A 25,709-nucleotide genomic window follows, 5' to 3' on the forward strand; every position below is an offset into this window, starting at 1 on the left:
CGGAGTTGCGGCGGGTCCGCATGGCGGGCTGAAGCCCACCCTACGTGGGGCACTTTTCCACAGGCAAAAAAAAGGATGGTCAGACGACCATCCTCTAGAATGAGGGGCTGCGCCCCTCCTGGTGAGACGGTAAGGCTCAGGCCTTCAGCGGTACGAGGCGCGGGGCGATCATGTTTTCCGGGCGGAGGATGTCCGCCAGCATGGAGTCGTCCAGCAGCTTCTCTTCGCGAACCAGTTCCAGTACGCCGCGGCCGCTGATCAGGGCCTCCTTGGCGATACGGGTGGAGTTCTCGTAGCCGATGTAGGGGTTGAGCGCGGTGATCAGGCCGATGGAGTTCTCCATCAGGCGGCGGCAGTGCTCTTCGTTGGCGGTGATGCCGACGATGCAGTGCTCGCGGAGCATGTCCATGGCGCGCTGGAGCAGGCGGATCGAGTCGAAGATCTTGTAGGCGATCAGCGGCTCCATCACGTTCAGCTGCAGCTGGCCGCCTTCGGCGGCGAGGGTCAGGGCCAGGTCGTTGCCGATCACTTCGAAGGCGACCTGGTTGACCGCTTCCGGGATCACCGGGTTGACCTTGCCGGGCATGATCGAGCTGCCCGGCTGGCGTGCCGGCAGGTTGATCTCGTTGATGCCGGTGCGCGGGCCGCTGGAGAGCAGGCGCAGGTCGTTGCAGATCTTCGACAGCTTGACCGCGGTGCGCTTGAGCATGCCGGAGAACAGCACGAAGGCGCCCATGTCGGAGGTGGCTTCGATCAGGTCGGCGGCGGGCTTCAGCGGCTGGCCGCTGATTTCGGCCAGGCGCTCGACGGCCAGCTTCTGGTAGCCGGGGTCGGCGTTGATGCCGGTGCCGATGGCGGTGCCGCCCAGGTTCACTTCGGTCAGCAGTTCGGGTGCCAGGCGACGCAGGCGGTCCAGGTCCTCGCCCAGGGTGGTGGCGAAGGCGTGGAATTCCTGGCCCAGGGTCATGGGCACGGCGTCCTGCAGCTGGGTGCGGCCCATCTTCAGCACATGGGCGAATTCTTCACCCTTGGCGGCGATGGCCTGGATCAGGCTGTCGAGGCTGGCCAGCAGGGCGTCGTGGCCGAGCAGCAGGCCGAGGCGGATGGCAGTGGGGTAGGCGTCGTTGGTGGACTGCGCCATGTTCACGTCGTTGTTCGGGTGCAGGTGCTTGTATTCGCCCTTCTGCTTGCCCATCGCTTCGAGGCCGATGTTGGCGATGACCTCGTTGGCGTTCATGTTGGTGGAGGTGCCGGCACCGCCCTGGATCATGTCCACCACGAACTGGTCGTGGTACTCGCCACGGATCAGGCGGGCGCAGGCCTCGGTGATGGCGGCGTGCTTGTCGGCCGGCAGGTGGCCGAGCTGCTTGTTGGCGTCGGCGGCGGCCTGCTTGACCATGGCCAGGGCGACTACCAGTTTCGGGTAGTGCGACAGCGGTACGCCGGAGAGGCGGAAGTTCTGCACGGCGCGCAGGGTCTGGATGCCGTAGTAGGCATCGGCGGGGACTTCGAGGGTACCGAGCAGGTCTTTTTCGACGCGGAAGGATGCAGCAGCGGACATGATGCGATTCATCTCTGGAAGAACACGGCTAGTGCCGCGATGCCCGCTAATCTAAGGCTCCAGGCATTTTTAGACCAATGCTGTTATTCGCTGCCCTATGCACAATCGGCATAATGCAGGTGTGACGCCGCTTCGCTGGCAAGCGTGTGCACCAAAATCGAGCATTCCCTGGAAGGCCCCATGAACCTGGAAACCAAATGGCTGGAGGATTTCGTCGCCCTGGCCAACACCCGCAGCTTCTCCCAGGCCGCCGAGCGGCGCTTCGTCACCCAGCCGGCGTTCAGCCGGCGCATCCGCAGCCTGGAGGCGGCGCTGGGGCTGACCCTGGTGAACCGCTCGCGCACGCCGATCGAGCTGACCGACTCGGGCCAGCTGTTCCTGGTCACCGCGCGCAGCATGGTGGAGCAGCTGGGGGAGGTGGTGCGCCGCCTGCACCACCTGGAGGGCCAGCAGGGCGAGGTGTTGCAGTTCGCCGCCGCCCACTCCCTGGCGCTGGGCTTCTTCCCGCAGTGGATCGCGCGGTTGCGGGTCGAGGGGCTGAACATCTCCAGCCGCCTGATCGCCACCAACGTGGGGGAGGCGGTGCACTCGCTGCGGGAGGGGGGCTGCGACCTGATCCTGGCCTTCTATGACCCGGACGCGGCGCTGCAGATGGACCCGGAACTGTTCCCGTCCATGAGCCTGGGGCGCACCGAGATGCTGCCTGTGTGCGCGGTGGACGCCGAGGGCAAGCCGCTCTACGAGCTGGACAGCGGGCAGAGCGTGCCGCTGCTGGCTTACAGCGCTGGAGCCTTCCTCGGGCGTTCGGTGAACCTGCTGCTGCGCCAGCGGGCCCTGCGTTCCACCACGGTGTACGAGACGGCGATGGCCGACAGCCTCAAGAGCATGGCGCTGCAGGGCCTGGGCGTGGCCTGGGTGCCGCGCTTCAGTGCCGAGGCGGCGCTGGCGCGGGGGGATCTGGTGGTGTGCGGCGGGCCGCACTGGCACGTGCCGCTGGAGATCCGCCTGTACCGCTGCGCGCTGGTGCGCAAGGCTGCCATCCGCCTGCTGTGGCGCAAGCTGGAGGGCGGGCTGGGGGCGACGCTGGAGGGAGGAGGGGCCGGCTGAGCCGGCCCCGGCGGGTCAGGGGTTGATGACGATGCGGCCTTCGATCTTGCCGGCGCGCATCTGGTCGAAGATGCCGTTGATGTTGTCCATCGAGTCCTTGTGGATGGTGGCCTTCACCAGGCCTTCACCGGCGAAGTCCAGCGCTTCCTGCAGGTCGGCACGGGTGCCGACGATGGAGCCGGTGATGCTGATGGCCTTGAGCACCACGTCGAAGATCGGCGTGGGGAAGTCGCCCGGGGGCAGGCCCACCAGGGCCACGGTGCCGCCGCGACGGGCCATGCCGATGGCCTGGCCGAAGGCGCTGTTGGACACGGCGGTGACCAGCACGCCGTGGGCGCCGCCGATGTCGCGCTGGATCACCTCGGCGGGGTTCTCGTTGCGTGCGTTGATGGTCAGGCTGGCGCCGAGCTTGCGGGCCAGGTCGAGCTTGGCGTCGTCGACGTCGATGGCCGCCACATGCAGGCCCATGGCGCGGGCGTACTGCACGGCCACGTGGCCGAGGCCGCCGATGCCGGAGATGGCCACCCACTGGCCGGGGCGGGCGCCGGTGACCTTCAGGCCTTTATAGACGGTGACGCCGGCGCAGAGGATCGGCGCGATCGCGTCGAACTCGACGTCCTTGGGCAGCAGCCCGACGTAGTTCGGGTCGGCCAGCACGTATTCGGCGTAGCCACCGTTCACCGAGTAGCCGGTGTTCTGCTGGCCTTCGCAGAGGGTTTCCCAGCCGGTCAGGCAGTGTTCGCAGCAGCCGCAGGCGGTGTACAGCCAGGGCACGCCGACCCGGTCGCCTTCGCGGACGCGGGTGACGCCGCTGCCGACGGCGGCGACGTAGCCGACGCCTTCATGGCCGGGGATGAAGGGCAGGGCGGGTTTCACCGGCCAGTCGCCCTCGGCGGCGTGGAGGTCGGTGTGGCAGACGCCGGAGGCCTCGATCTTCACCAGGATCTGGCCGGGGCCGGGCAGCGGCACCTTCACTTCCTCGATCCGCAACGGTTCACCGAAGGCATGGACGACGGCGGCTTTCATGGTCTTGTTCATGGCTTTCACCTCCTGGCTGTGGAGCCTGGGAGTGTGCCGTGCCGAGCGTGACAAACCTTGCGCTGGGACAAGGTTACGGCCCGTGGCGGGCACCGCGTGACGGACGGTCGAGGCGGGTGATTACCGCGCCCGCCTTTGCGGTATACTGCGCGGCCTTCGGCCGGCAGCGCACGCCGGCCCACATCGCAGACAAGCCACGCCCTTGAGCGTGGCTTGTTGGTTTTCGACCCTTGATGAGGTACGACGATGAGCGCACTGGTAGGCGTGATCATGGGCTCCAAGTCCGATTGGAGCACCCTCAGCCACACCGCCGAGATGCTGGACAAGCTGGGCATCCCCTATGAAGTGAAGGTGGTCTCCGCCCACCGCACCCCGGACCTGCTGTTCCAGTACGCCGAAGAGGCCGAGGCCCGCGGCATCCAGGTGATCATCGCCGGTGCCGGCGGTGCCGCCCACCTGCCGGGCATGTGCGCGGCCAAGACCCACCTGCCGGTGCTCGGCGTGCCGGTGCAGTCGTCCATGCTCTCGGGCGTCGACTCGCTGCTCTCCATCGTGCAGATGCCGGCGGGCATCCCGGTCGCCACCCTGGCCATCGGCAAGGCCGGTGCGGTGAATGCCGCCCTGCTGGCCGCCAGCATCCTCGGCCACCAGCACCCGCAGTACCACGCGGCGCTGAAGGCCTTCCGCGAGGAGCAGACCCGCACCGTTCTCGACAATCCGGACCCGCGCGAGGCCTGACCCATGAAGATCGGCGTGATCGGCGGCGGCCAGCTCGGCCGCATGATGGCCCTGGCGGGCACCCCGCTGGGCATGGACTTCGCCTTCCTCGACCCGGCCCCCGACGCCTGCGCTCAGGCGCTCGGCGAGCACATCCGCGCCGACTACGGCGACCAGGACCACCTGCGCCAGCTGGCGGACGAAGTGGACCTGGTGACCTTCGAGTTCGAGAGCGTGCCGGCCGAGACCGTGGCCTTCCTCTCCCAGTTCGTGCCGGTCTATCCCTCGGCCAATGCCCTGCGCATCGCCCGTGACCGCTGGTTCGAAAAGTCGATGTTCAAGGACCTGGGCATCCCCACCCCCGAGTTCGCCGACATCCAGTCCCAGGCGGACCTGGACGCCGCCGTGGCCGCCATCGGCCTGCCGGCGGTGATGAAGACCCGCACCCTGGGCTATGACGGCAAGGGCCAGAAGGTCCTGCGCAGCCCGGCGGACGTGGCCGGTGCCTTCGCCGAGCTGGGCAGCGTGCCCTGCATCCTCGAAGGCTTCGTGCCCTTCACCGGCGAAGTGTCCCTGGTGGCGGTGCGCGCCCGTGACGGCGAGACGCGCTTCTACCCGCTGGTGCACAACACCCACGAGAACGGCATCCTGCGCCTGTCCATCGCCAGCACCGACCACCCGCTGCAGAGCCTGGCCGAGGACTACGTCGGCCGCGTGCTGCGCGAGCTGGACTACGTCGGCGTGCTGGCTTTCGAATTCTTCGAAGTGGACGGCGGCCTGAAGGCCAACGAGATCGCCCCGCGCGTGCACAACTCCGGGCACTGGACCATCGAAGGCGCCGAGTGCAGCCAGTTCGAGAACCACCTGCGCGCCGTTGCCGGCCTGCCGCTGGGTTCCACCGCCAAGGTGGGCGAGAGCGCCATGCTCAACTTCATCGGCGAAGTGCCGCCGGTGGAGAAGGTGATCGCCGTCGGCGACTGCCACCTGCACCACTACGGCAAGGCCTTCAAGGCCGGGCGCAAGGTCGGCCACGCCACCCTGCGCAGCGCCGACCTGCCGACCCTGAAGGCGCGCATCGCCGAGGTCGAGGCGTTGATCGCCGGCTGAACCCCTGCCGCTGCGCTGCTGTCTGATCAAGGGCGTGTCCACGGACACGCCCTTTTTCATTCAGGATTCAGGAGTGACTGCCATGGGGCTCATCGGAACGCTATTCATCGGCCTGGTCGTGGGCCTGGTCGCACGCTTCCTCAAACCGGGCGATGACAGCATGGGCTGGATCTGGACCATCCTGCTGGGCATCGGCGGTTCCATCGCCGCCACCTACGGCGGCCAGGCGCTGGGCATCTACCGTGCCGGGCAGGGGGCGGGCTTCATCGGTGCGGTGGTCGGCGCCATCGTCCTGCTGATGATCTACAGCGCCATCAAGAAGGACTGAGGGCTGGGAACCGGGAACGGGCGCGGCTAGTCTTAGCGCCTGTTTCCCGCCCGCGAGCCCGCACCATGCGCCGTACCCTGCTGTTTCCCCTGCTGCTGTGCAGCGCCCTGGCCCACGCCCAGCTCCCCGAGACCGACTGGCTGGAGCTGATGCCCCCGGAGGACCGCAAGGCCCTGGAAGAGATGCCGGACATCAGCCACAACACCCCCGAAGGCGAAGGCACCTTCACCAACAAGGGCGGGCTGAAGCAGCAGGACAAGGACCTGCCGGCGGTGATGTATTCGGCGAAGACGGTGGCCACGCTCAACGGCAAGAAGATCCGCCTGGGGGGCTACCCGGTGCCGCTGGAGACCGATGCCAAGGGGCGTAACACGCTGTTCTTCCTCGTGCCTTACCCGGGCGCCTGCATCCACGTACCGCCGCCGCCGCCGAACCAGATCGTGCTGGTGCGCTTCCCCAAGGGCATCGCCCTGGACGACATCTACACCCCGCTCTGGGTGAGCGGCACGCTCAAGGTGGAGCCGGTCAGCAACGACCTGGCCGACGCCGCCTACGCGATGGACGCCGGCGAGGTGCGGGTGGTGCAGGACGAGGACCTCTGACAGGCCTCAGGCCACTTCGCCGCGGATGTACTGCTCCAGGTGCAGGATCAGGTTGTCCTGCTCGGCCATGGCTTCCTTCACCAGGTCGCCGATGGACAGCAGGCCGATCAGCTGGCCGTCTTCCACCACCGGCAGGTGGCGCATGTGGCGGTCGGTCATCAGCGACATGCATTCGCGGATGCTCTGCCGGGCATGGACGGTGAACACCGGCTCGGTCATGAACTCGCGCACCGGCGTCGCCACCGAGGAACGCCCCTGGAGCACGCCGCGCCGGGCGTAGTCACGCTCGCTGACGATGCCCACCAGGCGACCGCCTTCGGTGACCGGCAGGGCGCCGATGTTCTGCTCCGCCATCAGGCGCAGGGCCTCGAGCATCGGGGCATCGGCCTCGATGGTGTGGACCTGCTGGCGAGGCTTGGCGTGAAGCATCTGGGCGACGGTTTTCATGGCTTCTCCTCCCTGGGGATGGCGCTGACTGGAAGCGCAGGATGCACCTGCAGCCGGTGCGGCGGCCAAGTGGGAATTTTCATGATGACCATTGAGAAATTCATGAGCCGGGCAGATGCTGCGGTGGGCCCGGATGGTGGGCTGAAGCCCACCCTACGCGGTGCGGCTCCCGTAGCCTGGGCTTCAGCCCAGGGAGATTCGACTCCAAGTCCCCGGGCTGAAGCCCGGGCTACGGCTGGTAGGTGTAGATGCCACAGCGGGGAGGCTTCGGTGTCGGGTGTGAGTCCGGTCGGTGGATAAAAAGAGCGTTATCCACCCTACGCAATGACCGGCACCCGTAGCCTGGGCTTCAGCCCAGGGATGTTCGGCACCAGGTCCCCGGGCTGTAACCGTTGGGGCATAGGCAAAAAAAGGGAGCCTTTCGGCTCCCCACGGGGACTTCGGGTCGGGATCATTCGATCTCGATCAGCACTTCGCCCGGGTTGACCCGGTCGCCCTTGGCGACGTGGATCGCCTTGACGGTGCCGGCGATGGGCGCCTGGACCTCGGTTTCCATCTTCATGGCTTCGGTGATCAGCACGGCCTGGCCGGCCTTGACGCTGTCTCCGTCCTTGACCAGCACGTCGACGATGTTGCCCGGCATGGTGGTGCTGACATCGCCCGGTGCGCTGGCGCTCTTGCGCTTGTTGCCGCCGCCGCCGATGAATTCGTTCAGCGGCTCGAACACCACTTCTTCCGGCATGCCGTCGATGGACAGATAGAAGTGGCGCTTGCCGTCGCTCTTCACGCCCACGCCGGTGATGTCCACGCGGTAGCTCTCGCCGTGCACGTCCACCACGAACTCGGTGGGTACGCCCTCGCCGCCGACCGGAGCCGGGCCCTGGCCGTTGGGGATGGGCAGCAGTTCCTCGGGCTTGAGGGTGCCGGCGGCGCGCTCTTCGAGGAACTTGCGGCCGATGTCCGGGAACATGGCGAAGGTCAGCACGTCTTCCTCGGACTTGGCCAGGCTGCCGATCTCGGCGCGCAGCTTGTCCAGCTCGGGCTTGAGCAGGTCGGCCGGGCGCACGTCGATGACTTCCTCGTTGCCGATGGCCTGGCGGCGCAGCTCTTCGTTGATCTGCCCGGCGGCCTTGCCGTAGCGGCCTTGCAGGTAGAGCTTCACCTCGTTGGTGATGGTCTTGTAGCGCTCACCGGCCAGGACGTTGAAGAAGGCCTGGGTGCCGACGATCTGCGAGGTGGGGGTGACCAGGGGCGGGTAGCCCAGGTCGGCGCGCACGCGCGGGATCTCTTCCAGCACTTCGCCCATGCGGTTGAGGGCGCCCTGTTCCTTCAGCTGGTTGGCCAGGTTGGAGATCATGCCGCCGGGCACCTGGTTGACCTGCACGCGGGTGTCGACGCCGGTGAATTCGCTCTCGAACTGGTGGTACTTCTTGCGCACGGCGTGGAAGTACAGGCCGATCTCCTGGATCAGCTCCAGGTCCAGGCCGGTGTCGTAGGGGGTGTTGCGCAGGGCCGCGACCATGGACTCGGTGCCGGGGTGGCTGGTGCCCCAGGCCATGCTGGAGATGGCGGTGTCGATGCGGTCGGCACCGTTCTCCACGGCCTTGAGCTGGCACATGCTGGCCACGCCGGCAGTGTCGTGGGAGTGCACGGCCACTTCCAGGGGCAGGGCATCCTTCAGGGCCTTGACCAGATCGCCGGTGGCGTAGGGGGTCAGCAGGCCGGCCATGTCCTTGATGGCGATGGAGTCCACGCCCATGGCGGCCATCTGCTTGGCCTGCTCGACGAAGGCGTCGATGGTGTGCACCGGGCTGGTGGTGTAGCAGATGGTGCCCTGGGCGTGCTTGCCGGCGGCCTTCACCGCCTCGATGGAGACGCGCAGGTTACGCACGTCGTTCATGGCGTCGAAGATGCGGAACACGTCGATGCCGTTGACGGCGGCCTTGGCCACGAAGGCGCGGACCACGTCGTCGCTGTAGTGGCGGTAGCCCAGCAGGTTCTGCCCGCGCAGGAGCATCTGCAGGCGGGTGTTGGGCAGGGCGGCCTTGAGCTTGCGCAGGCGCTCCCACGGGTCTTCCTTGAGGAAGCGCACGCAGGCGTCGAAGGTGGCGCCGCCCCAGACTTCCAGGGACCAGTAGCCGACCTTGTCCAGCTTGTCGCAGATCGGGAGCATGTCCTCGGTGCGCATGCGGGTGGCCAGCAGCGACTGGTGGGCGTCGCGCAGGATGGTGTCGGTGACGGTGACTTTTTTGCTCATGTTCTGAATCCTTCCCCTACAGGCCGGCGTGGGCAGCGATGGCGGTGGCGATGGCGATGGCCAGGTGCGACGGGTTGCGCTTGATGGAGTACTGGGTCAGTTCCGGGTGGGCCTCGACGAAGCTGGTGTTGAACTGGCCGCTGCGGAACTCGGGATCGCGGAGGATCTCCTGGTAGTAGGCGGCGGTGGTCTTGACCCCCTGCACGCGCATGTCGTCGAGGGCGCGCAGGCCGCGGTCGAGGGCTTCTTCCCAGGTCAGCGCCCAGACGATGAGCTTCAGGCACATCGAGTCGTAGTAGGGCGGGATGGTGTAGCCGGTGTAGATCGCCGTGTCGGTGCGCACGCCGGGGCCGCCGGGGGCGTAGTAGCGGGTGATCTTGCCGAAGGAGGGGAGGAAGTTGTTCTTCGGGTCCTCGGCGTTGATGCGGAACTGCAGGGCGTAGCCCCGGTGGATGATGTCGTCCTGCTTGACCGACAGCTCCAGCCCGGAGGCGACGCGGATCTGCTCGCGGACGATGTCGATGCCGGTGATTTCCTCGGTGATGGTGTGCTCCACCTGGACCCGGGTGTTCATCTCCATGAAGTACACCTCGCCTTCGGCGAGCAGGAACTCCACGGTGCCGGCGTTCTCGTAGCCCACGGCCTTGGCCGCGCGCACGGCCAGGTCGCCGATGTAGGCGCGCTGCTCGGGGGTGAGCTGCGGGCTGGGGGCGATCTCGATGAGCTTCTGGTTGCGGCGCTGGATCGAGCAGTCACGCTCGAACAGGTGCACGGTGTTGCCGAAGGAGTCGGCCAGCACCTGGGCTTCGATGTGCTTCGGGTTGACGATGCACTTCTCCAGGAACACTTCCGCCGAGCCGAAGGCCTTGGTGGCCTCGGAGATCACCCGGGGGTAGGCCTGCTCCAGTTCCTCGCGGCTGTTGCAGCGGCGGATACCACGGCCGCCGCCGCCGGAGGTGGCCTTGAGCATCACCGGGTAGCCGATGCGGTCGCCTTCGCGCAGGGCCTCGGCCAGGTCGGCGACGTTGCCCTCGGTGCCGGGGGTGACCGGTACGCCGGCCTTGATCATGCTGCGGCGCGCCTCGGTCTTGTCGCCCATGCGGCGGATGACCTCGGCGGACGGGCCGATGAACTTGATCCCGCGCTCGGCGCAGATCTCCGCCAGCTCGGAGTTCTCCGAGAGGAAGCCGTAGCCGGGGTGCAGGGCGTCGCAGCCGGTCTCCACGGCCAGGTTCACCAGCTTGCGCGGGTTCAGGTAACCGGCCAGCGGGTCTTCACCGATGCTGTGGGCTTCGTCAGCGCGCTTCACGTGCAGCGCATGGCGATCGGCCTCGGAGTAGATGGCCACCGAGCGGATGCCCATCTCGGCGCAGGCGCGCACGATGCGGACAGCGATCTCACCCCGGTTGGCGATGAGGATTTTCTTGATCACGAGTGTTCCCTCGACCAAGTGGGCAGGCGAACGGCGTAGGCCGGTCGGCGAGTGACCGAGCCAGGCTGGACGGTCGCGTATCTAACCTAAATCGAAGTTTGTGAATAACCAAAATCAATAATTATTGGGATATCCATTAGGAAGGCCTTATAGTCCGGCGCCGCACCCCCCGATTTATCGAGGTCCATGATGCGCAAGACCCTGCTGCGCATGACGTTGCGCCAGCTCCAGGTGTTCCGTGCCGTGTACGAGAGCCGCTCCTACAGCCGCGCGGCAGAGGAGATGGCGCTGACCCAGCCGGCGGTGAGCCTGCAGATCCGCCAGCTGGAAGAGCTGGTGGGCCAGCCGCTGTTCGAATACGTGGGCAAGAAGCTCTACCAGACCGACGCCGCCGAGGCGCTGTACGTGGCCAGCGGCGACATCTTCCAGCGGCTGGAGAGCCTCGACATGCAGCTCTCCGACCTGCAGGGCTCGCTGCAGGGGCAGCTCAACCTGGCGGTGGAGTCCAGCGCCAAGTACTTCGTGCCCCACCTGTTCGCCGCCTTCCGCCAGCAGCACCCGGACGTCAGCCTGCACCTCACGGTGGTCAACCGCGCCCAGGCGATCAAGCGCCTGGCAGACAACCGCGACGACCTGGTGATCATGTCCCTGGTGCCCCAGGACATGGCCCTGGAATTCCTGCCGTTCCTGAACAACCCGATCATCGCCGTGGCCCCGCCGGACCACCCGCTGTGCCACGCCCGTAGCCTGACCCTCAAGGACCTGGAGCCCTTCCCGCTGCTGGTGCGCGAGGCCGGCTCCGGCACCCGCAAGGCCTGCGAGGAGTACTTCCAGCAGAAGCGCGCGCACTTCGCCCACACCCAGGAAGTCACCTCCCTGGATGCATTGCGCGAGTGCGTGGTGGCGGGCCTGGGCATCGGCCTGCTGCCCCGTCATGCGGTCAGCCTGGAGCTGGCCACGGGGTTGCTGCGGGAACTGCCGGTGGAGGAACTGCCGCTCTACCGCAGCTGGTGCGTGGTGCATGCCAAGGGCAAACGGCTGTCACCGGTTGCCCAGGCCTTCATCAGCTACATCCGCGAAGAACGCGCCCAGATCAGCACGCTTTCGCAGCGTTTCGACGGCGCTTTGCCGTTGTCGACAACAGGTAGTTGATGGCGATCAGGTCGGGATAATCGTCGATCTCGGCCTTCAGGCGCCGTTCCTCGGCGTGGGCCTCGATGGCGCGGCGGAAACGCATCCGGCGCTGATCTTCGAGTTTGCGGCGGGTCTTGCTGTCGAGGACGGGGGCGTCCGAACGCACGTCATGGGGATGAGTCATGTCGGGTCTCCAGGGGCTCCGTTGTCGGAGCCCTCAGCATTTGCGCAGCAGGTGACCGTTTGAAGACGTGCCGTTGAACATCCCGTGACGCCGATGGGTGATTGCTCGCTGCTGGGGCTCTACATAGAATGAGACTTTTTCTCATTTGATGTCGGTCAGGCGCATGTCGCCAGGGAAGTCCTCCATGCCAGTCGCCCCCCACCAGAGCTGCTCCGGTGATCCGCTGCAGCAGCTTTACCGTGAACACCATGGCTGGCTGCTCAACTGGCTGCGCAAACGCCTGGGCAATGGTGCCGATGCTGCCGACCTGACCCAGGACAGCTTCCTTCGCCTGCTGGTGGCCCGACCGCAATCGATCGAGGCCCCGCGAGCCTACCTGGCGACCGTGGCCAATCGCCTGCTGATCAACTTCTACCGGCGCAAGTCGCTGGAACGCGCCTACCTCGATGCCCTGGCGGAGTTGCCCGAGCCTGCGGTGCCGTCCCTGGAGCAGCAGGCGCTCCTGCTGGAGGCCTTGCAGGAGGTCGACCAGGTGCTTCAGCGGTTGTCTGCAAAAGCCCGTGAGGCCTTCCTGCTGTCCCAGCTCGAAGGTTGCACCCAGGAGGAAATCGCCCAGCGCCTGGGTGTGCATGTGCGCTCCGTGCAGCGCTATCTCGCCCAGGCGTATGAGGAGTGCATCGTGATTGCAGGGGATCTGTTGTGAGCGCAGGTCCCATCGAACGGAGGATTGCTCGGGAGGCGGCGCGCTGGTTCGTTCGCCTGCAGGCCGGGGCCAGTGAGGCGGTGCACGCCGAGTGCGCCCGCTGGCGGGCCAGCCATGAGGCGCACGAACGCGCCTGGCAGATTGCCGAACAGTTTCATCAGCGGCTACAAGGCATTCCGCCTGCCATTGCCGGACAGGCCCTGGGGCGGCCGGCGACAGCGGATCGCCGAGCATTGCTGAAGCTGCTGGCCCTGGCTGCCCTCGCCGCGCCCTGCGGGGTCATCGGCTATCGGGCAACGCCCTGGCGCAGCTGGGTGGCAGACGAGCGTACGGCAGTCGGCGAGCGACGCGAGATCCAACTGCCCGATGGCACCCAGGTCGTCCTCAACACCGCCAGTGCCCTTGATCTGGCGTTCGATGAGCAGCGACGCCTGCTGCGCCTGCACGCTGGTGAAATCCAGGTGTCCACCGCCGTGGACGCGTCTGGCCGACCGTTCTGGGTGCAGACCCGTGAGGGCCTGGTGCGACCGGTGGGGACGCGCTTCACCGTGCGACAACGCGAGGGGCTCACCCAGGTGGCAGTGCAGTCGGGCGCCGTCGAGCTGAAGCCCGTCGGTGCCCCTTCGGCCACTCTGCTGGGGGCGGGCTACCAGAGTGAGTTCGACGATCTGCGGATGGGCGAGGTGAGGCCGTTGCAGCCCGGAGCGGACGACTGGGTGCGTGGTGTGCTGCGGGCCGAAGGGCTCACCCTGGGGGCATTCATCGAGGAGCTGGGACGCTACCGACCCGGTGTGCTGCGCTGTGACCCTGCCGTCGCCGGGCTGCGCATCTCCGGTGCCTTCCAGTTGGCCGATACGGACCAGGTGCTGGAGTCCCTGGCGCGTACCTTGCCTGTGGATATCCACTACCGGACCCGATACTGGGTGACGCTGGCTCCACGTGCCTGAGGCGCTGCATACGCGCTAATGAGAATTGTTGTCGTGTTTTCGCGGCTGGCGTGTCCCTTCCTCGACACTGCCAACCACAACACGGGGACACCCTGATGCAGCCCGCCACTCTTTTCTCCCTCCACCCACTGGCCCAGCGGGTCCGCTGCCTGGCTCTCATGCTGGCCGCCAGCACGGCGGCCGTCGCCCTTCCGCTCAATGCTGCGGATGGGGCCCGTCACTTTGCCGTACCGGCCGGTTCCCTGGGGACGGCGCTGGTCGAGTTCGCCGTGCAGGCCGGGATCACACTGCCGATCGACCCGGCCCTGGTCCAGGGGCGTTCCAGCCCTGGCCTGAACGGTGACACCGGCATCGAAGCCGGGTTGGAGGCTTTGCTGCATGGCAGCGGTTTGCGTGCTGTTCGCGAGGGTGAGGGGCTCTATGGATTGCAGCCGGTGGGCGACGAGGCTGGCCTGCAACTGGCGCCCACCACCGTCGCCAGCACCGCAAGCGAGTCGGCCTATGGCCCCGTGGTCGGCTACATCGCCACGCGCAGCGCCACCGGAACCAAGACCGACGCGTCGTTGCTGGAGGTTCCGCAGAGCATCAACGTGGTCACCGCCGACCAGATGCAGGCCCAGGGCGCGCAGGACCTCACCCAGGCCCTGCGCTATACGCCGGGTATCGGGGTGAACGGTTTCACCGATCGCAACGTGATTGCCGACGAAATCACCAGTCGCGGATTCGCGCCGGCAGCGCTTTACCTGGATGGAGCCTACCTCCCGTATGCCGGCAGCCTGGGCGGAGCCCCGCAGATCGACCCCTACACGCTGGAGCGGGCCGAGGTCCTCAAGGGGCCGGCGTCCGTGCTCTATGGGCAGAACCAGCCGGGTGGCCTGGTCAACCTCGTGTCCAAGCGGCCCACCGGGGAAACACGCAACCAGGTCAAGTTCGGCCTGGGCGACAACCATCGGGTCAATGGCGCGCTGGACACCCAGGGTGTACTGGATACCGAGCAGGACCTGGCCTACCGGCTGGTGGCCCTGGCGCACAAGGGCAATGGCCAGGTCGATCACACCCGCAATGGCCGTCTGCTGCTGGCGCCGAGCTTCAGCTGGGCGGTGTCGGATGACACCGACCTGACCTTGCTGGCGCAGGTGCAGCGGGACGATGGCAAGGCGGACTACCAGGCCCTGCCCAGGATCGGCAGCCTGGTTCGGGGGCCGAATGGGCAGCGGATCGACCGCGACTTCTTCTCCGGAGACTCGAACTACAACGACTACCAGCGCGACCAGTACGTCCTCGGCTACGACTTCGAGCACCGTTTCGACGATGACCTGAAGTTCCGTTCCACAGCGCGCTACATCGATGTCCGTGACCGCTACAAGGGCTTCTACCTGCGGGGTTTCGTCGTCGACGGACTCGGCCAGACCGACTACACGCGGGTCAACCGCGTGAAGTTGGATTGGCGCCAGCACAACACCACCTACACCCTCGACAACAACCTGACCTACAGCTTCGACACCGGCCCCGTGCAGCACACCACGCTGGTGGGCGTGGACTACCGCGACTTCAACCGCAAGTACCAGGGCTACAACGCCTACAGCGTGCTGCCCATCGACCTGTACGGCCGCAACAACTACGACACCAGCAGCGTCACCCCGCAGTTGGATACCCGCTGGGACAACACGGTCCGCCAGACCGGTCTCTACCTGCAGGACCAACTGCGCCTGGGCAATTGGCTGCTGACTCTTGGCGGTCGCCAGGATTGGGCGGAGGTTGAGAACAAGGACCTGCTGGCGCGTACCGAGACGACGCAGCGAGACAACCGGTTCACCGCACGGGCCGGGCTGACCTACCTGACCGCATTCGGCCTGGCGCCTTACATCAGCTATTCCGAGTCCTTCATGCCCACCGTCGGGACGGGCGCGCCGGAGCGGGGTGGCAAGGCGTTCGAGCCCATCGAGGGTATCCAGTACGAGGCGGGCGTGAAGTACCAGCCCCACGAGGACCTGCTGCTGACCGCATCGGTCTTCGAGATCACCCAGAAGAACGTGCGGACCGGCGATGTCGACTATCCCCAGTACGAGATCCAGTCCGGGCAAATGCGCACGCGGGGTGCGGAGCTGGAGGCCAAGGCGCGCCTCGGGCGCTTCGATGTCCTGCTCTCCGGCAGCTACCTCGACGCCTTCTACACCCGCGACACCTACGGCAACGAAGGGAACCGCAGCGAGGCCCAGGCGCCCGTATCCGCCGCTGCCTGGGTGGATTACCACCTGGTCGGGCTGCCCGGTGTCACCTGGGGAGCGGGTGCCCGTTACACCGGACGCAAGCCCGGCGACGCGGCCAACAGCTTCAGCACCCCCGCCTATGTCGTCTACGACACCACCCTGCGCTACCAGTTGGGGGAACTGTCGGCTGACCTCAAGGGCCTGCAGGCCAGCCTGAACGTGCAGAACCTCTTCGACCGCGACTATGTGTCGGACTGCAACTATGCCTTCGGCTGCTACTACGGCCAGGAGCGCACGGCGAGCCTTGAAGTCACCTACGACTGGTAAGCCGTACTGCCGCTAGAACAGGGCGTCCAGCAGTCCATGCTGGCCGCCCGGTGGCTTCGGTGCACGTGGTCGCGCCCACGAGTCGCTGGACCCAGGAGGAAGCCGAGCGCCGCCTGGCGCCGGCGGTGATCGAGTGCGCGCGGGCCATCCGCACCTCGATCCGAACGCTCTAGCCGGTCGCTTTCAGCGGGCGGCTCAGTCCTCGGCGTTCTTGATCGACTTCGGCGACAGACGCAGGCTGCGCAGGCTGCGCTTCACGCTCTTGAGGTGGTTGACCAGGCTCGGGCCACGGGCCATGGCCACGCCCATGGCCAGCACGTCGATCACCACCAGGTGGGCGATGCGCGAGGTCAGCGGGGTGTAGATCTCGGTGTCTTCCTGCACGTCGATGGCCAGGTTGACGGTGGCCAGGTCCGCCAGGGGGGTCTGGCTGGGGCACAGGGTGATCAGCGTGGCGCCGGTCTCGCGGACCAGGTTGGCGGTGATCAGCAGGTCCTTGGAGCGGCCCGACTGGGAGATGCAGATGGCCACGTCGGTGGGCTTGAGGGTCACCGCCGACATCGCCTGCATGTGCGGGTCGGAATAGGCCGCGGCGGTCAGCAGCAGGCGGAAGAACTTGTGCTGGGCATCGGCCGCCACCGCACCGGAGGCGCCGAAGCCGTAGAACTCCACGCGCTGGGCCTGGGCGCAGGCGGCGATGGCGGCCTGCAGGGCCTGCGGGTCGAGCTTCTCGCGCACGTCCATCAGGGTGTGCAGGGTGGTGTCGAAGATCTTCAGGCTGAAGTCCGCCACCGAGTCGTTCTCGTGGATGGCGAACTGGCCGAAGCTGGCGCCCGCCGCCAGGCTCTGCGCCAGCTTCAGCTTGAGGTCCTGGAAGCCGCCACACCCGATGGCACGGCAGAAGCGCACGATGGTGGGCTCGCTGACCCCGACGCTCTGCGCCAGGTCGGCCATGGAGCTGTGCATGACGGCGGCGGGGTCGAGCAGGACGTGATCGGCGACTTTCAATTCCGACTTGCGCAGCAGATGGCGCGATTGGGCGATATGTTGCAGCAGATTCACTGGGCAGGCTCTTCGAAGTGGGGAAGTACGCCGCAGGTCGCGATCTATTCGGCCGGGCAACTCGGTTATGATCGGCGACGGTCAGGCTGTAGTGACCGTGTAGTTATACTACATGACCCGCTTCCCCGCCCAGGCAAACCACGCAGGAGTGCACACGTGACCCAGCCTTGCGACATGTTGGTCTTTGGCGGCACCGGCGATCTGGCGCTTCACAAGCTGCTGCCGGCGCTCTATCACCTGCATCGCGACGGCCGGCTGCATCCGCAGCTGCGCATCCTCGCCATTGCCCGCAATCCCCTGGACATCGACCGCTACCGCGCCCTGGCCGAGCGCCATTGCCGCGCCCAGGTGGCCCGTGCCGAGTTCACCGAGCAGGCCTGGGCCGGGTTCGCCGAGCGGCTGGACTACTTCGCCATGGACGTGTCCCAGAGCGCCGACTTCGGCCGCCTGGCGCGCCACCTCGGCCCGCTGGAGGGGCGCACCCGCGTCCACTACCTGGCCATCGCCCCGCGCCTGTTCGAGGACATCGCCCGGCACCTGCAGATCGCCGGGCTCGGCGGGCCGGACGACCGCATCGTGCTGGAGAAGCCCATCGGCCATTCCCTGGAGTCGGCCCGGGCCATCAACGCTGCCATCGGCAAGGTGTTCAGCGAATCCCAGGTGTTCCGCATCGACCACTACCTGGGCAAGGAGACGGTGCAGAACCTCATGGCGCTGCGCTTCGCCAATGCCCTGTTCGAGCCGATCTGGCGCGCCGGTCACATCGACCACGTGCAGATCAGCGTGTGCGAGACCCTGGGCGTGGAGAACCGTGGCAGCTACTACGACCAGGCCGGCGCCATGCGCGACATGGTGCAGAACCACCTGCTGCAGCTGCTCTGCCTGGTGGCGATGGAGGCGCCGGTGCGTTTCGACGCCGAGGCGGTGCGCAACGAGAAGGTGAAGATCCTCGAAGCGCTCAAGCCCATCTCCGGGCTCGACGTGCAGGACAAGACCGTGCGCGGCCAGTACAGCGCCGGCAAGATCGGCGGCCAGGAAGTGCCGGCCTACTACTTCGAGAAGAACGTCGACAACGACAGCGACACCGAGACCTTCGTCGCCCTGCAGGTGGAGATCGACAACTGGCGCTGGGCCGGCGTGCCCTTCTACCTGCGCACCGGCAAGCGCCTGGCGCGCAAGTACTCGGAGATCCTCATCCAGTTCAAGCCGGTGCCCCACCGCCTGTTCAACGGCGGCGAGGCCAACCGCCTGCTGATCCGCCTGCAGCCGGAGGAGCGCATCAGCCTGCAACTCATGGCCAAGAACCCCGGCAAGGGCATGCGCCTGGAACCGGTGGAGCTGGACCTGAACCTGGCCCAGGCCTTCAGCCAGCGGCGCTGGGATGCCTACGAGCGGTTGCTGCTGGACGTGATCGAGGGTGACTCGACGCTGTTCATGCGCCGCGACGAGGTGGAGGCCGCCTGGCGCTGGGTCGACCCGATCCTCGAAGGCTGGCACGAGCACTACCAGAGCCCCCGCAGCTACCCCGCCGGCTCCAGCGGCCCGGAGCAGGCCCACAGCCTGCTGGAGCTGCAGGGGCGGGCCTGGAACGACTGAGCCCCATTCTTTCGCGAATGAATTGGCTTCCACAAAAAAGCCAGACCGCTGCCTAGGCTGGACGTCACCGGCTGGGCTCGGCCCGGCTCCGCTGATGGACCGGTGTAGCGGGCTCCACCCCAACGATGGGCTTCGCACGGCTCAGCCCATCCTACGAGTCGAGCAGGCCCGTAGGATGCGGTGAGCTCGGCGAACCGCATCGATCGGTCACGGCGTTGTGGGCGTGCAGCGGCATTGCTCCAGCGCAATACCCATGGTTTGGGGCTTGCCTAGAATGCGCGATTTTTCGCGTCACGAGCCCCGCCCATGTCCCGCCTTCCCGCCCCCGAACTGCTGTGCCCCGCCGGTACCCTCAAGTCCATGCGCCACGCCTTTGCCTACGGTGCCGATGCCGTCTACGCCGGGCAGCCGCGCTACAGCCTGCGGGTGCGCAACAACGAGTTCGACCACGCCAACCTGGCGCTGGGCATCGCCGAGGCCCATGCCGCCGGCAAGCGCTTCTACGTGGTGGTCAACATCGCTCCGCACAACGCCAAGCTGAAGACCTTCCTCAAGGACCTGGAGCCGGTGGTGGCCATGGGGCCGGATGCGCTGATCATGTCCGACCCGGGGCTGATCATGCTGGTGCGCGAGCACTTCCCGGCCATGCCCATCCACCTGTCGGTGCAGGCCAACGCGGTGAACTGGGCCAGCGTCGAGTTCTGGCACCGCCAGGGGCTGGAACGGGTGATCCTCTCCCGCGAGCTGTCCCTGGAGGAGATCGGCGAGATCCGCCAGGCCGTGCCCGGCATCGAGCTGGAGGTGTTCGTCCACGGCGCCCTGTGCATGGCCTATTCCGGGCGCTGCCTGCTCTCCGGCTACATCAACCACCGCGACCCCAACCAGGGCACCTGCACCAACGCCTGCCGCTGGCAGTACAAGGCCGGTGAAGCGCGGGAAGACACCCTCGGCGACATCGTCCACGCCTGCCAGCCGGCGCCGACCCTGGGCGAGGGGCCAAGCACCGAGCGGGTCTTCCTGCTGGAGGACGAGACCCGCCCCGGCGATTTCATGCCCGCCTTCGAGGACGAGCACGGCACCTACATCATGAACTCCAAGGACCTTCGCGCCGTGCAGCACGTGGAACGCCTGGTGGCCATGGGGGTGCATTCGCTGAAGATCGAGGGGCGCACCAAGTCGCACTTCTATGTGGCCCGCACGGCCCAGGCCTACCGCCAGGCCATCGACGACGCGGTGGCCGGCCGGCCCTTCGAGCCGCGCCTGCTGGAGCGCCTGGAGTCACTGGCCAACCGGGGCTACACCGAGGGCTTCCTGCGCCGGCACACCCACGACCACTACCAGAACTACGCCTTCGGCAGTTCGCGGCCTTCGCGCCAGCAGTTCGTCGGCGAGCTGACCGGCGTGCGCCGGGGCGAACTGGCCGAGGTGGTGGTGAAGAACCGCTTCGAGGTGGGCGACCGCCTGGAGCTGATGACCCCCGCCGGCAACCTCGGCTTCATCCTCCATGGGCTGCAGGCCGGCGATGGCAGCCGCCGCGAGGTGGCGCCGGGGGACGGCCACGTCCTCTACATCCCGCTGCCTGCCGACCTCGACCTGGAGCACGGGCTGCTGCTGCGCGACCTGCCGGAGCCGGTCAGCGCCACAGCGTAGCGCTCTGCTCGCGGAGCAGCGCGGTGAAGGCCGAGGCCTCCACCGGCGGGCTCAGCAGGTAGCCCTGGATCTCGTCGCAGCCCTGCTCCTTGAGGAAGTCCAGCTGCTCGGTGGTCTCCACGCCCTCGGCCACCACCTTCAGCTCCAGGCCGTGGGCCATGGCGATGATGGCGCGGGTGATGGCGGCATCCTCGCCGCCCAGCGACAGGTCGCGGATGAAGGTCTGGTCGATCTTCACGTAGTGCACCGGGAAGCGCTTGAGGTAGCTCAGTGACGAGTAGCCGGTGCCGAAGTCGTCGATCGCCAGCTTCACCCCCAGCTCGCGCAGCTGGTGGAAGGTGGCGATGACGTGCTCGACGTTCTCCAGCAGGTGGCTCTCGGTCAGCTCCAGTTCCAGCAGGCGCGGCGGCAGGCCGGTCTCCGCCAGCACCTGGCGCACCAGGGCCACCAGGTTGCCCTGGCGCAACTGGTGGCCGGAGAGGTTCACCGAGACGCGGATGTCCGCCACGCCCTGGCGCTGCCAGTCGCGGGCCTGCAGGCAGGCCTGGCGCAGGACGAACTCGCCGATGGGGGCGATCAGCCCGGTTTCCTCGGCCAGGCCGATGAAGTCCCCCGGCGGGACCAGCCCCATCTGCGGGTGGCGCCAGCGTACCAGGGCCTCGGCGGCGTTGAGGCTGTCGTCGGCCAGGCACAGTTTGGGCTGGTAGAAGACCTCCAGCTGACCCTCGTCGATGGCCTTGCGCAGCTGGGTTTCCAGTTGCAGGCGCTCCAGGGTGCAGGCCTGCAGGTTGTCGGTGAAGAACTGGAAGGTGTTCCCGCCCAGGTGCTTGGCGTGCTGCATGGCCATGTTGGCCTGGCTGACCAGGGTGGTGATCTCCCGCGCGTTGTCCGGAAGCAGGCTGATGCCCAGGGAGGCGCTGACCACCAGCTCCTCGCCGCCCACCGTCATCGGCGTGCGCAGCTTGGCCAGCAGGCGGCTGGCGGTGCGCGCGAGGCTGGAGAGGCTGCCGTAGCGGTCGAGGATCAGCGCGAACTCGTCGCCGGACAGCCGCGCGATGGTGTCCGCCTCCGGCGCGGCCTGGGCCAGGCGCCGGCCCATCTGCCGCAGCAGCTGGTCGGCCAGCTCGTGGCCGAGGCTGTCGTTGAGCACCTTGAAGCGGTCCAGGTCGATGTGCAGCAGCGCCAGGCCGTGGCCGTGCTCGCGGGCCCGCTCGCTGGCCTGGTGCAGGCGGTCGCGGAACAGCGTGCGGTTGGCCAGGCCGGTGAGGTCGTCGTAGTGGGACAGGTAGCGCAGGCGCTCCTCGGCCTCGCGCCGGGCCGAGAGGTCGGAGAAGAAGCCGACGATGTGGCTGGCCTGGCCGCGTGAGTCGCGCACCACGTTGAGCTGCAGCCACTGCGGGTAGAGCTCGCCGTTCTTGCGGGTGTCCACCAGCTCGCCCTGCCAGCAGCCGTCGTGCTCCAGCTGCTGGTGGATCAGGTGGTACTGGCGGCGGCTCTCGCGGGTGCCGCTGATTTCCGCCACGGCGCGGCCGAGCACTTCCTCGGCGCGGTAGCCGGTGACCTGGGTGAAGGCCTGGTTGACCGCCAGCAGGCGGTAGTCCGGGTCGAGGATGACGATGCCTTCGCTGGCGGCCTCGAACACCGTGGCGGCGAGGCGCTGCTGCTCCTCGGCCTGGCGCCGGGCGGTGACGTCGCGGCGGGTGCCGACCATGCGCAGCACGCGCCCGCGCGCGTCGCGCTCCACGGCGCGGCCGCGGTCTTCCACCCAGATCCAGCGGCCGTCACGGTGGCGCACACGGTAGTCCACCGCGTAGTCCTCGCTGCGGCCCTTGAGGTGGTCAACCAGGGCGCGGCGCAGCAGCGGTACGTCATCGGGGTGCAGGCAGGGGCGCAGGTCGCTGAGCACCCGGGACACCTCGTCGCTCTCCAGGCCGAAGATGGCCTTGAGCTGGGTGTGGTGCACCTCGTCCGTTTCCAGGTTCCAGTCCCACAGGCCCAGCTCGCTGGCCTCCAGGGCCAGGGCCAGGCGCGCCTCGCTCTTGGCCAGGGCGTGGGTGGCGTCGGCCAGTTCCAGGGTGCGCTGGGCAACGCGGATCTCCAGCTCGTCGTGGGCACCGCGCAGCTCCCGCTCGGCACGGCGGCGCTGCTCCACCTCGCGGGCCAGTTCGGCGTTGAGCCCTTCGGCGCGGCTCTTGGCGTGCTCCAGGTTGTCGATCAGGGCCTGGTTCTGCAGGCGCTGCAGCAGGCTGTTGCGCACCAGGCGGTTGACCTGCAGCGCCACCACCATCAGCGCCGCCAGCAGGGTCAGGCTCAGCAGGCCCCAGCCGCGCAGCATCGGGTGGCCGCTGGCGAGCAGCCAGCTGACCGTGGGCAGCAGGCAGGGCAGGGCGAAGGCGAGGAAGGCCGGCAGGCTGACGGCATAGGCGACGCTGGCGGAGAGGATGGCGGCGGCGACGAGCCCGTAGACCAGCGCCTGCTGCAGGAAGGCGTCCGCCGGCACCAGGAAGACCACCGGGAAGGCCAGGGTCAGCCCCGAGGCGCCGGCGCCGAGCAGGAAGGTGCGGTGCCAGTGCGGCTGGGCCTGGCGCGAGGGCAGGGCGCGGTTGAAGGCGGCGACCTGGGTCAGCCGCAGCACGGCCAGCAGGACCAGCCAGAAAAGCCAGCCGGAGAGCAGGGCCGCCAGTTCGGAACGCCACAGCAGGCAGGCACAGGCCAGCCCGTTGAGCAGCATGAACAAGGTCGGGACCCGGGAGCCCTGGTAGAGCAGGCGCGTGCGTTCGATCGCCAGGTCGGCGGCGAACGGGGGGCGCAGCGGCGCGGAATCGTCGTCGGCAAACGCAAGGGAAGCCTGGTTGGGAGTCGCGGTCATAGGCGATGTTCTTGTAATGGTTGCCTAGGCGTCGGCGGAGCTTACCCGAGCCTGCGGAGTCGCCAAAGGGTTATGTGATGCCTTTCTCCCTTGCGCCTCCCAACTTTTGGCGGGCGCTCTGGCACGCAGGCTGCGTGCCGTCTGGCCGACCGCCCGGTCATCGGTTTGCCCTGCCTGGGCCGCCCCCCTAGAATGCCGCGATGCAAAACGACCCCGAACTCCTCATCGCGTCCCTCAACGATGCCCAGGTGCAGGCTGTGGCCGCTCCGCTGGGCCGCCAGCTGGTGCTGGCCGGCGCCGGCTCCGGCAAGACCCGCGTGCTGGTGCATCGCATTGCCTGGCTGATCCTCACCGAGGGTGCCTCGCCTCATTCCATCCTCTCGGTGACCTTCACCAACAAGGCCGCCGCCGAGATGCGCCACCGCATCGAGCAGCTGCTGGGCATCAACCCGGCCGGCATGTGGGTGGGCACCTTCCACGGCCTGGCGCACCGCCTGTTGCGCGCGCACTGGCAGGAGGCCGGGCTGGCGGAGAACTTCCAGATCCTCGATGGCGACGACCAGCAGCGGCTGATCAAGCGGGTGATCCGCGACCTCGGGCTGGACGAGCAGCGCTGGCCGGCGCGCCAGGCGCAGTGGTTCATCAACGGGCAGAAGGACGAGGGCCTGCGCCCGCAGCACATCCAGGCCGGCGGCGACCTGTTCCTCGCCACCATGCTGAAGATCTACGAGGCCTACGAGGCCGCCTGCGCGCGCACCGGGGTCATCGACTTCTCCGAACTGCTGCTGCGCGCCCTCGACCTCTGGCGTGACAAGCCGAGCCTGCTGGCGCACTACCAGCGGCGCTTCCGCCACCTGCTGGTGGACGAGTTCCAGGACACCAACGCCGTGCAGTACGCCTGGCTGCGCCTGCTCGCCCAGGGTGGCGAGAGCCTGATGGTGGTGGGCGACGACGACCAGTCCATCTACGGCTGGCGCGGCGCGCGGATCGAGAACATCCAGCAGTTCGCCAGCGACTTCCCGGATGTGCAGACCATCCGCCTGGAGCAGAACTACCGCTCCACCGCGGCCATCCTCAAGGCCGCCAACGCCCTGATCGCCAACAACAACGGCCGCCTGGGCAAGGAACTCTGGACCGACGGCCCGGACGGCGAGCCGCTGGGTCTCTATGCCGCCTACAACGAGCACGACGAAGCCCGCTACGTGGTGGAGAGCATCGAGAGCGCGCTGAAGGACGGCATGACCCGCAGCGAGATCGCCATCCTCTACCGCTCCAACGCCCAGTCGCGGGTGCTGGAAGAGGCGCTGCTGCGGGAGAAGATTCCCTACCGCATCTACGGCGGCCAGCGCTTCTTCGAGCGCGCCGAGATCAAGAACGCCATGGCCTACCTGCGCCTGCTGGACGGCCGTGGCAACGACGCTGCGCTGGAGCGGGTGATCAACGTGCCGCCGCGCGGCATCGGCGAGAAGACCGTGGAAAGCATCCGCGAGTTCGCCCGCGCCCAGGACGTGTCCATGTGGGAGGCGATCCGCCTGCTGCTGGCCAACAAGGGCCTGTCGGGGCGCGCGGCGTCGGCCCTGGCGGTGTTCGTCGAACTGGTGGAGAACCTTGCCGCCAAGGTCCTGGAGATGCCCCTGCACCTGATGACCCAGACCGTCATCGAGCAGACCGGGCTGATCACCTACCACAAGGAAGAGAAAGGCGAGAAAGGCCAGGCCCGGGTGGAAAACCTGGAGGAACTGGTCAGCGCCGCCCGCGCCTTCGAGAACAGCGAAGAGGACGAGGAGCTGACGCCGCTGCAGGCCTTCCTCAGCCACGCCTCCCTGGAAGCCGGCGAAGCCCAGGCCGATGCCTTCGAGGACAGCGTCCAGCTGATGACCCTGCACAGCGCCAAGGGCCTGGAGTTCCCTCTGGTGTTCCTGGTGGGCATGGAAGAGGGCCTGTTCCCCCACAAGATGAGCATGGAGGAACCCGGCCGCCTGGAAGAGGAGCGCCGCCTGGCCTACGTCGGCGTCACCCGCGCCATGCAGCGCCTGGTGCTGACCTACGCCGAGACCCGGCGCCTGTACGGCAGCGAGACCTACAACAAGGTTTCGCGCTTCGTCCGCGAGATTCCCGCCTCGTTGGTGCGCGAAGTGCGCCTGGGCAATACCGTCAGCCGCCCGATGGCTGGAAGCGCCTCGCGTACGCCGTCGATGTTCAGCGGTGCCGAAGTGCCAGAGACCGGCTTCACCCTCGGCCAGCGTGTGCAGCACGCGCTGTTCGGCGAGGGCACCATCCTCAACTTCGAAGGCGCCGGCGCCCAGGCGCGGGTGCAGGTGAAGTTCGAGAGCGAAGGCAGCAAGTGGCTGATGCTGGCCTACGCGAAGTTGCAGCCGCTCTGAGGCCGGTGTGGCCGGGAGGGTCTGGTTTGCCCTTCCGGCCGTCGCTT

20 protein-coding genes and 1 pseudogene are annotated in these 25,709 nt (G+C 67.5%); 13 read left to right on the forward strand and 8 right to left on the reverse strand.

Translation table 11 applies throughout. The features are described from left to right. Positions 1-136: 136 nt before the first annotated feature. On the reverse strand, positions 137-1,561 hold the full coding sequence (aspA, locus tag FBY21_RS20910; protein ID WP_044400038.1) for an aspartate ammonia-lyase: 1,425 nt from the start codon (positions 1,559-1,561) through the stop codon (positions 137-139). A 180-nt stretch (positions 1,562-1,741) separates the two neighbouring features. Here aspA and FBY21_RS20915 point away from each other — a divergent pair, with 180 nt between their 5' ends. Beyond that, the gene (locus FBY21_RS20915; protein ID WP_142013388.1) at positions 1,742-2,668 is read left to right on the forward strand and encodes a LysR substrate-binding domain-containing protein; all 927 of its coding nucleotides are present in this window, start codon (positions 1,742-1,744) and stop codon (positions 2,666-2,668) included. A 15-nt stretch (positions 2,669-2,683) separates the two neighbouring features. On the opposite strand, the gene adhP is transcribed toward FBY21_RS20915, so the two are convergent. Then, a complete protein-coding gene (adhP, locus tag FBY21_RS20920; protein WP_074969682.1) occupies positions 2,684-3,706 on the reverse strand; it encodes an alcohol dehydrogenase AdhP in 1,023 nt (340 codons plus the stop codon). A gap of 246 nt (positions 3,707-3,952) precedes the next feature. Here adhP and purE point away from each other — a divergent pair, with 246 nt between their 5' ends. From purE to FBY21_RS20940, 4 genes are all read left to right on the forward strand, one after another. Further along, positions 3,953-4,444: a 5-(carboxyamino)imidazole ribonucleotide mutase gene (gene purE / locus FBY21_RS20925; protein WP_044405744.1), complete on the forward strand. Its 492-nt coding sequence runs from the start codon at positions 3,953-3,955 to the stop codon at positions 4,442-4,444. Between the two features lie 3 nt (positions 4,445-4,447). After that, complete coding sequence (locus FBY21_RS20930) at positions 4,448-5,530, forward strand: 5-(carboxyamino)imidazole ribonucleotide synthase (protein WP_142013390.1); 1,083 nt, start codon at positions 4,448-4,450, stop codon at positions 5,528-5,530. 82 nt (positions 5,531-5,612) lie between these two features. Next, complete coding sequence (locus tag FBY21_RS20935; protein WP_044405746.1) at positions 5,613-5,858, forward strand: GlsB/YeaQ/YmgE family stress response membrane protein; 246 nt, start codon at positions 5,613-5,615, stop codon at positions 5,856-5,858. Positions 5,859-5,923: 65 nt separating this feature from the next. Then, entirely contained in the window at positions 5,924-6,460 is a 537-nt protein-coding gene (locus tag FBY21_RS20940; protein WP_142013403.1) for a DUF3299 domain-containing protein, read from the forward strand. Between the two features lie 6 nt (positions 6,461-6,466). Here FBY21_RS20940 and FBY21_RS20945 read toward each other — a convergent pair whose 3' ends face one another. The 3 genes from FBY21_RS20945 to FBY21_RS20955 form a co-directional block, all read right to left on the reverse strand. Next, positions 6,467-6,907, reverse strand: a complete 441-nt coding sequence (locus FBY21_RS20945; RefSeq protein ID WP_044405749.1) for a CBS domain-containing protein — start codon at positions 6,905-6,907, stop codon at positions 6,467-6,469. A gap of 451 nt (positions 6,908-7,358) precedes the next feature. After that, positions 7,359-9,164, reverse strand: coding sequence for a sodium-extruding oxaloacetate decarboxylase subunit alpha (oadA, locus tag FBY21_RS20950; RefSeq protein WP_142013405.1), 1,806 nt, complete (start codon positions 9,162-9,164; stop codon positions 7,359-7,361). 16 nt (positions 9,165-9,180) lie between these two features. Further along, a complete protein-coding gene (locus FBY21_RS20955) occupies positions 9,181-10,596 on the reverse strand; it encodes an acetyl-CoA carboxylase biotin carboxylase subunit (RefSeq protein WP_142013407.1) in 1,416 nt (471 codons plus the stop codon). Positions 10,597-10,800: 204 nt separating this feature from the next. Between FBY21_RS20955 and FBY21_RS20960 the strand changes: the two genes are divergently transcribed. Continuing rightward, positions 10,801-11,748 carry a LysR family transcriptional regulator gene (locus FBY21_RS20960; protein ID WP_107331003.1) on the forward strand — a complete coding sequence of 316 codons (948 nt, stop codon included), beginning with the start codon at positions 10,801-10,803 and terminating at the stop codon, positions 11,746-11,748. On the opposite strand, the gene FBY21_RS20965 is transcribed toward FBY21_RS20960, so the two are convergent. Continuing rightward, a complete protein-coding gene (locus FBY21_RS20965; protein ID WP_074969676.1) occupies positions 11,690-11,914 on the reverse strand; it encodes a PA3496 family putative envelope integrity protein in 225 nt (74 codons plus the stop codon). The two genes, FBY21_RS20960 and FBY21_RS20965, sit on opposite strands and share 59 nt — an antisense overlap. Before the next feature lie 184 nt (positions 11,915-12,098). Here FBY21_RS20965 and FBY21_RS20970 point away from each other — a divergent pair, with 184 nt between their 5' ends. The 4 genes and pseudogenes from FBY21_RS20970 to FBY21_RS20980 all read left to right on the forward strand — a co-directional run bounded on the left by FBY21_RS20970 (position 12,099) and on the right by FBY21_RS20980 (position 16,101). Continuing rightward, positions 12,099-12,617 (forward strand): sigma-70 family RNA polymerase sigma factor, encoded by a 519-nt coding sequence (locus FBY21_RS20970; RefSeq protein ID WP_044405757.1) that lies wholly within the window; start codon positions 12,099-12,101, stop codon positions 12,615-12,617. Then, positions 12,614-12,757, forward strand: a pseudogene (locus tag FBY21_RS29985) (DUF4880 domain-containing protein); the annotation flags it as partial. The gene FBY21_RS20970 and the pseudogene FBY21_RS29985, both read left to right, overlap by 4 nt. A 93-nt stretch (positions 12,758-12,850) precedes the next feature. Further along, entirely contained in the window at positions 12,851-13,564 is a 714-nt protein-coding gene (locus FBY21_RS20975) for a FecR domain-containing protein (RefSeq protein WP_243899319.1), read from the forward strand. Between the two features lie 95 nt (positions 13,565-13,659). Continuing rightward, on the forward strand, positions 13,660-16,101 hold the full coding sequence (locus tag FBY21_RS20980) for a TonB-dependent siderophore receptor (RefSeq protein ID WP_174244738.1): 2,442 nt from the start codon (positions 13,660-13,662) through the stop codon (positions 16,099-16,101). Positions 16,102-16,296: 195 nt separating this feature from the next. Here FBY21_RS20980 and hexR read toward each other — a convergent pair whose 3' ends face one another. Continuing rightward, a complete protein-coding gene (hexR, locus tag FBY21_RS20990) occupies positions 16,297-17,163 on the reverse strand; it encodes a transcriptional regulator HexR (protein ID WP_044405761.1) in 867 nt (288 codons plus the stop codon). Positions 17,164-17,337: 174 nt separating this feature from the next. On the opposite strand from hexR, the gene zwf reads away from it, so the two are divergent. Both zwf and yegQ read left to right on the forward strand, forming a co-directional pair. Then, the gene (gene zwf, locus FBY21_RS20995; RefSeq protein ID WP_222119545.1) at positions 17,338-18,759 is read left to right on the forward strand and encodes a glucose-6-phosphate dehydrogenase; all 1,422 of its coding nucleotides are present in this window, start codon (positions 17,338-17,340) and stop codon (positions 18,757-18,759) included. 306 nt (positions 18,760-19,065) lie between these two features. Beyond that, positions 19,066-20,409, forward strand: a complete 1,344-nt coding sequence (yegQ, locus tag FBY21_RS21000) for a tRNA 5-hydroxyuridine modification protein YegQ (RefSeq protein ID WP_044405765.1) — start codon at positions 19,066-19,068, stop codon at positions 20,407-20,409. On the opposite strand, the gene FBY21_RS21005 is transcribed toward yegQ, so the two are convergent. Then, positions 20,393-23,278, reverse strand: coding sequence for an EAL domain-containing protein (locus FBY21_RS21005; protein ID WP_142013414.1), 2,886 nt, complete (start codon positions 23,276-23,278; stop codon positions 20,393-20,395). The two genes, yegQ and FBY21_RS21005, sit on opposite strands and share 17 nt — an antisense overlap. A gap of 200 nt (positions 23,279-23,478) precedes the next feature. Between FBY21_RS21005 and uvrD the strand changes: the two genes are divergently transcribed. After that, on the forward strand, positions 23,479-25,662 hold the full coding sequence (gene uvrD, locus FBY21_RS21010) for a DNA helicase II (RefSeq protein WP_142013417.1): 2,184 nt from the start codon (positions 23,479-23,481) through the stop codon (positions 25,660-25,662). Positions 25,663-25,709: the final 47 nt, after the last annotated feature.

The sequence above is a fragment of the Pseudomonas sp. SLBN-26 genome, assembly GCF_006715895.1.
Taxonomy (GTDB): Bacteria; Pseudomonadota; Gammaproteobacteria; order Pseudomonadales; family Pseudomonadaceae; genus Metapseudomonas; species Metapseudomonas otitidis.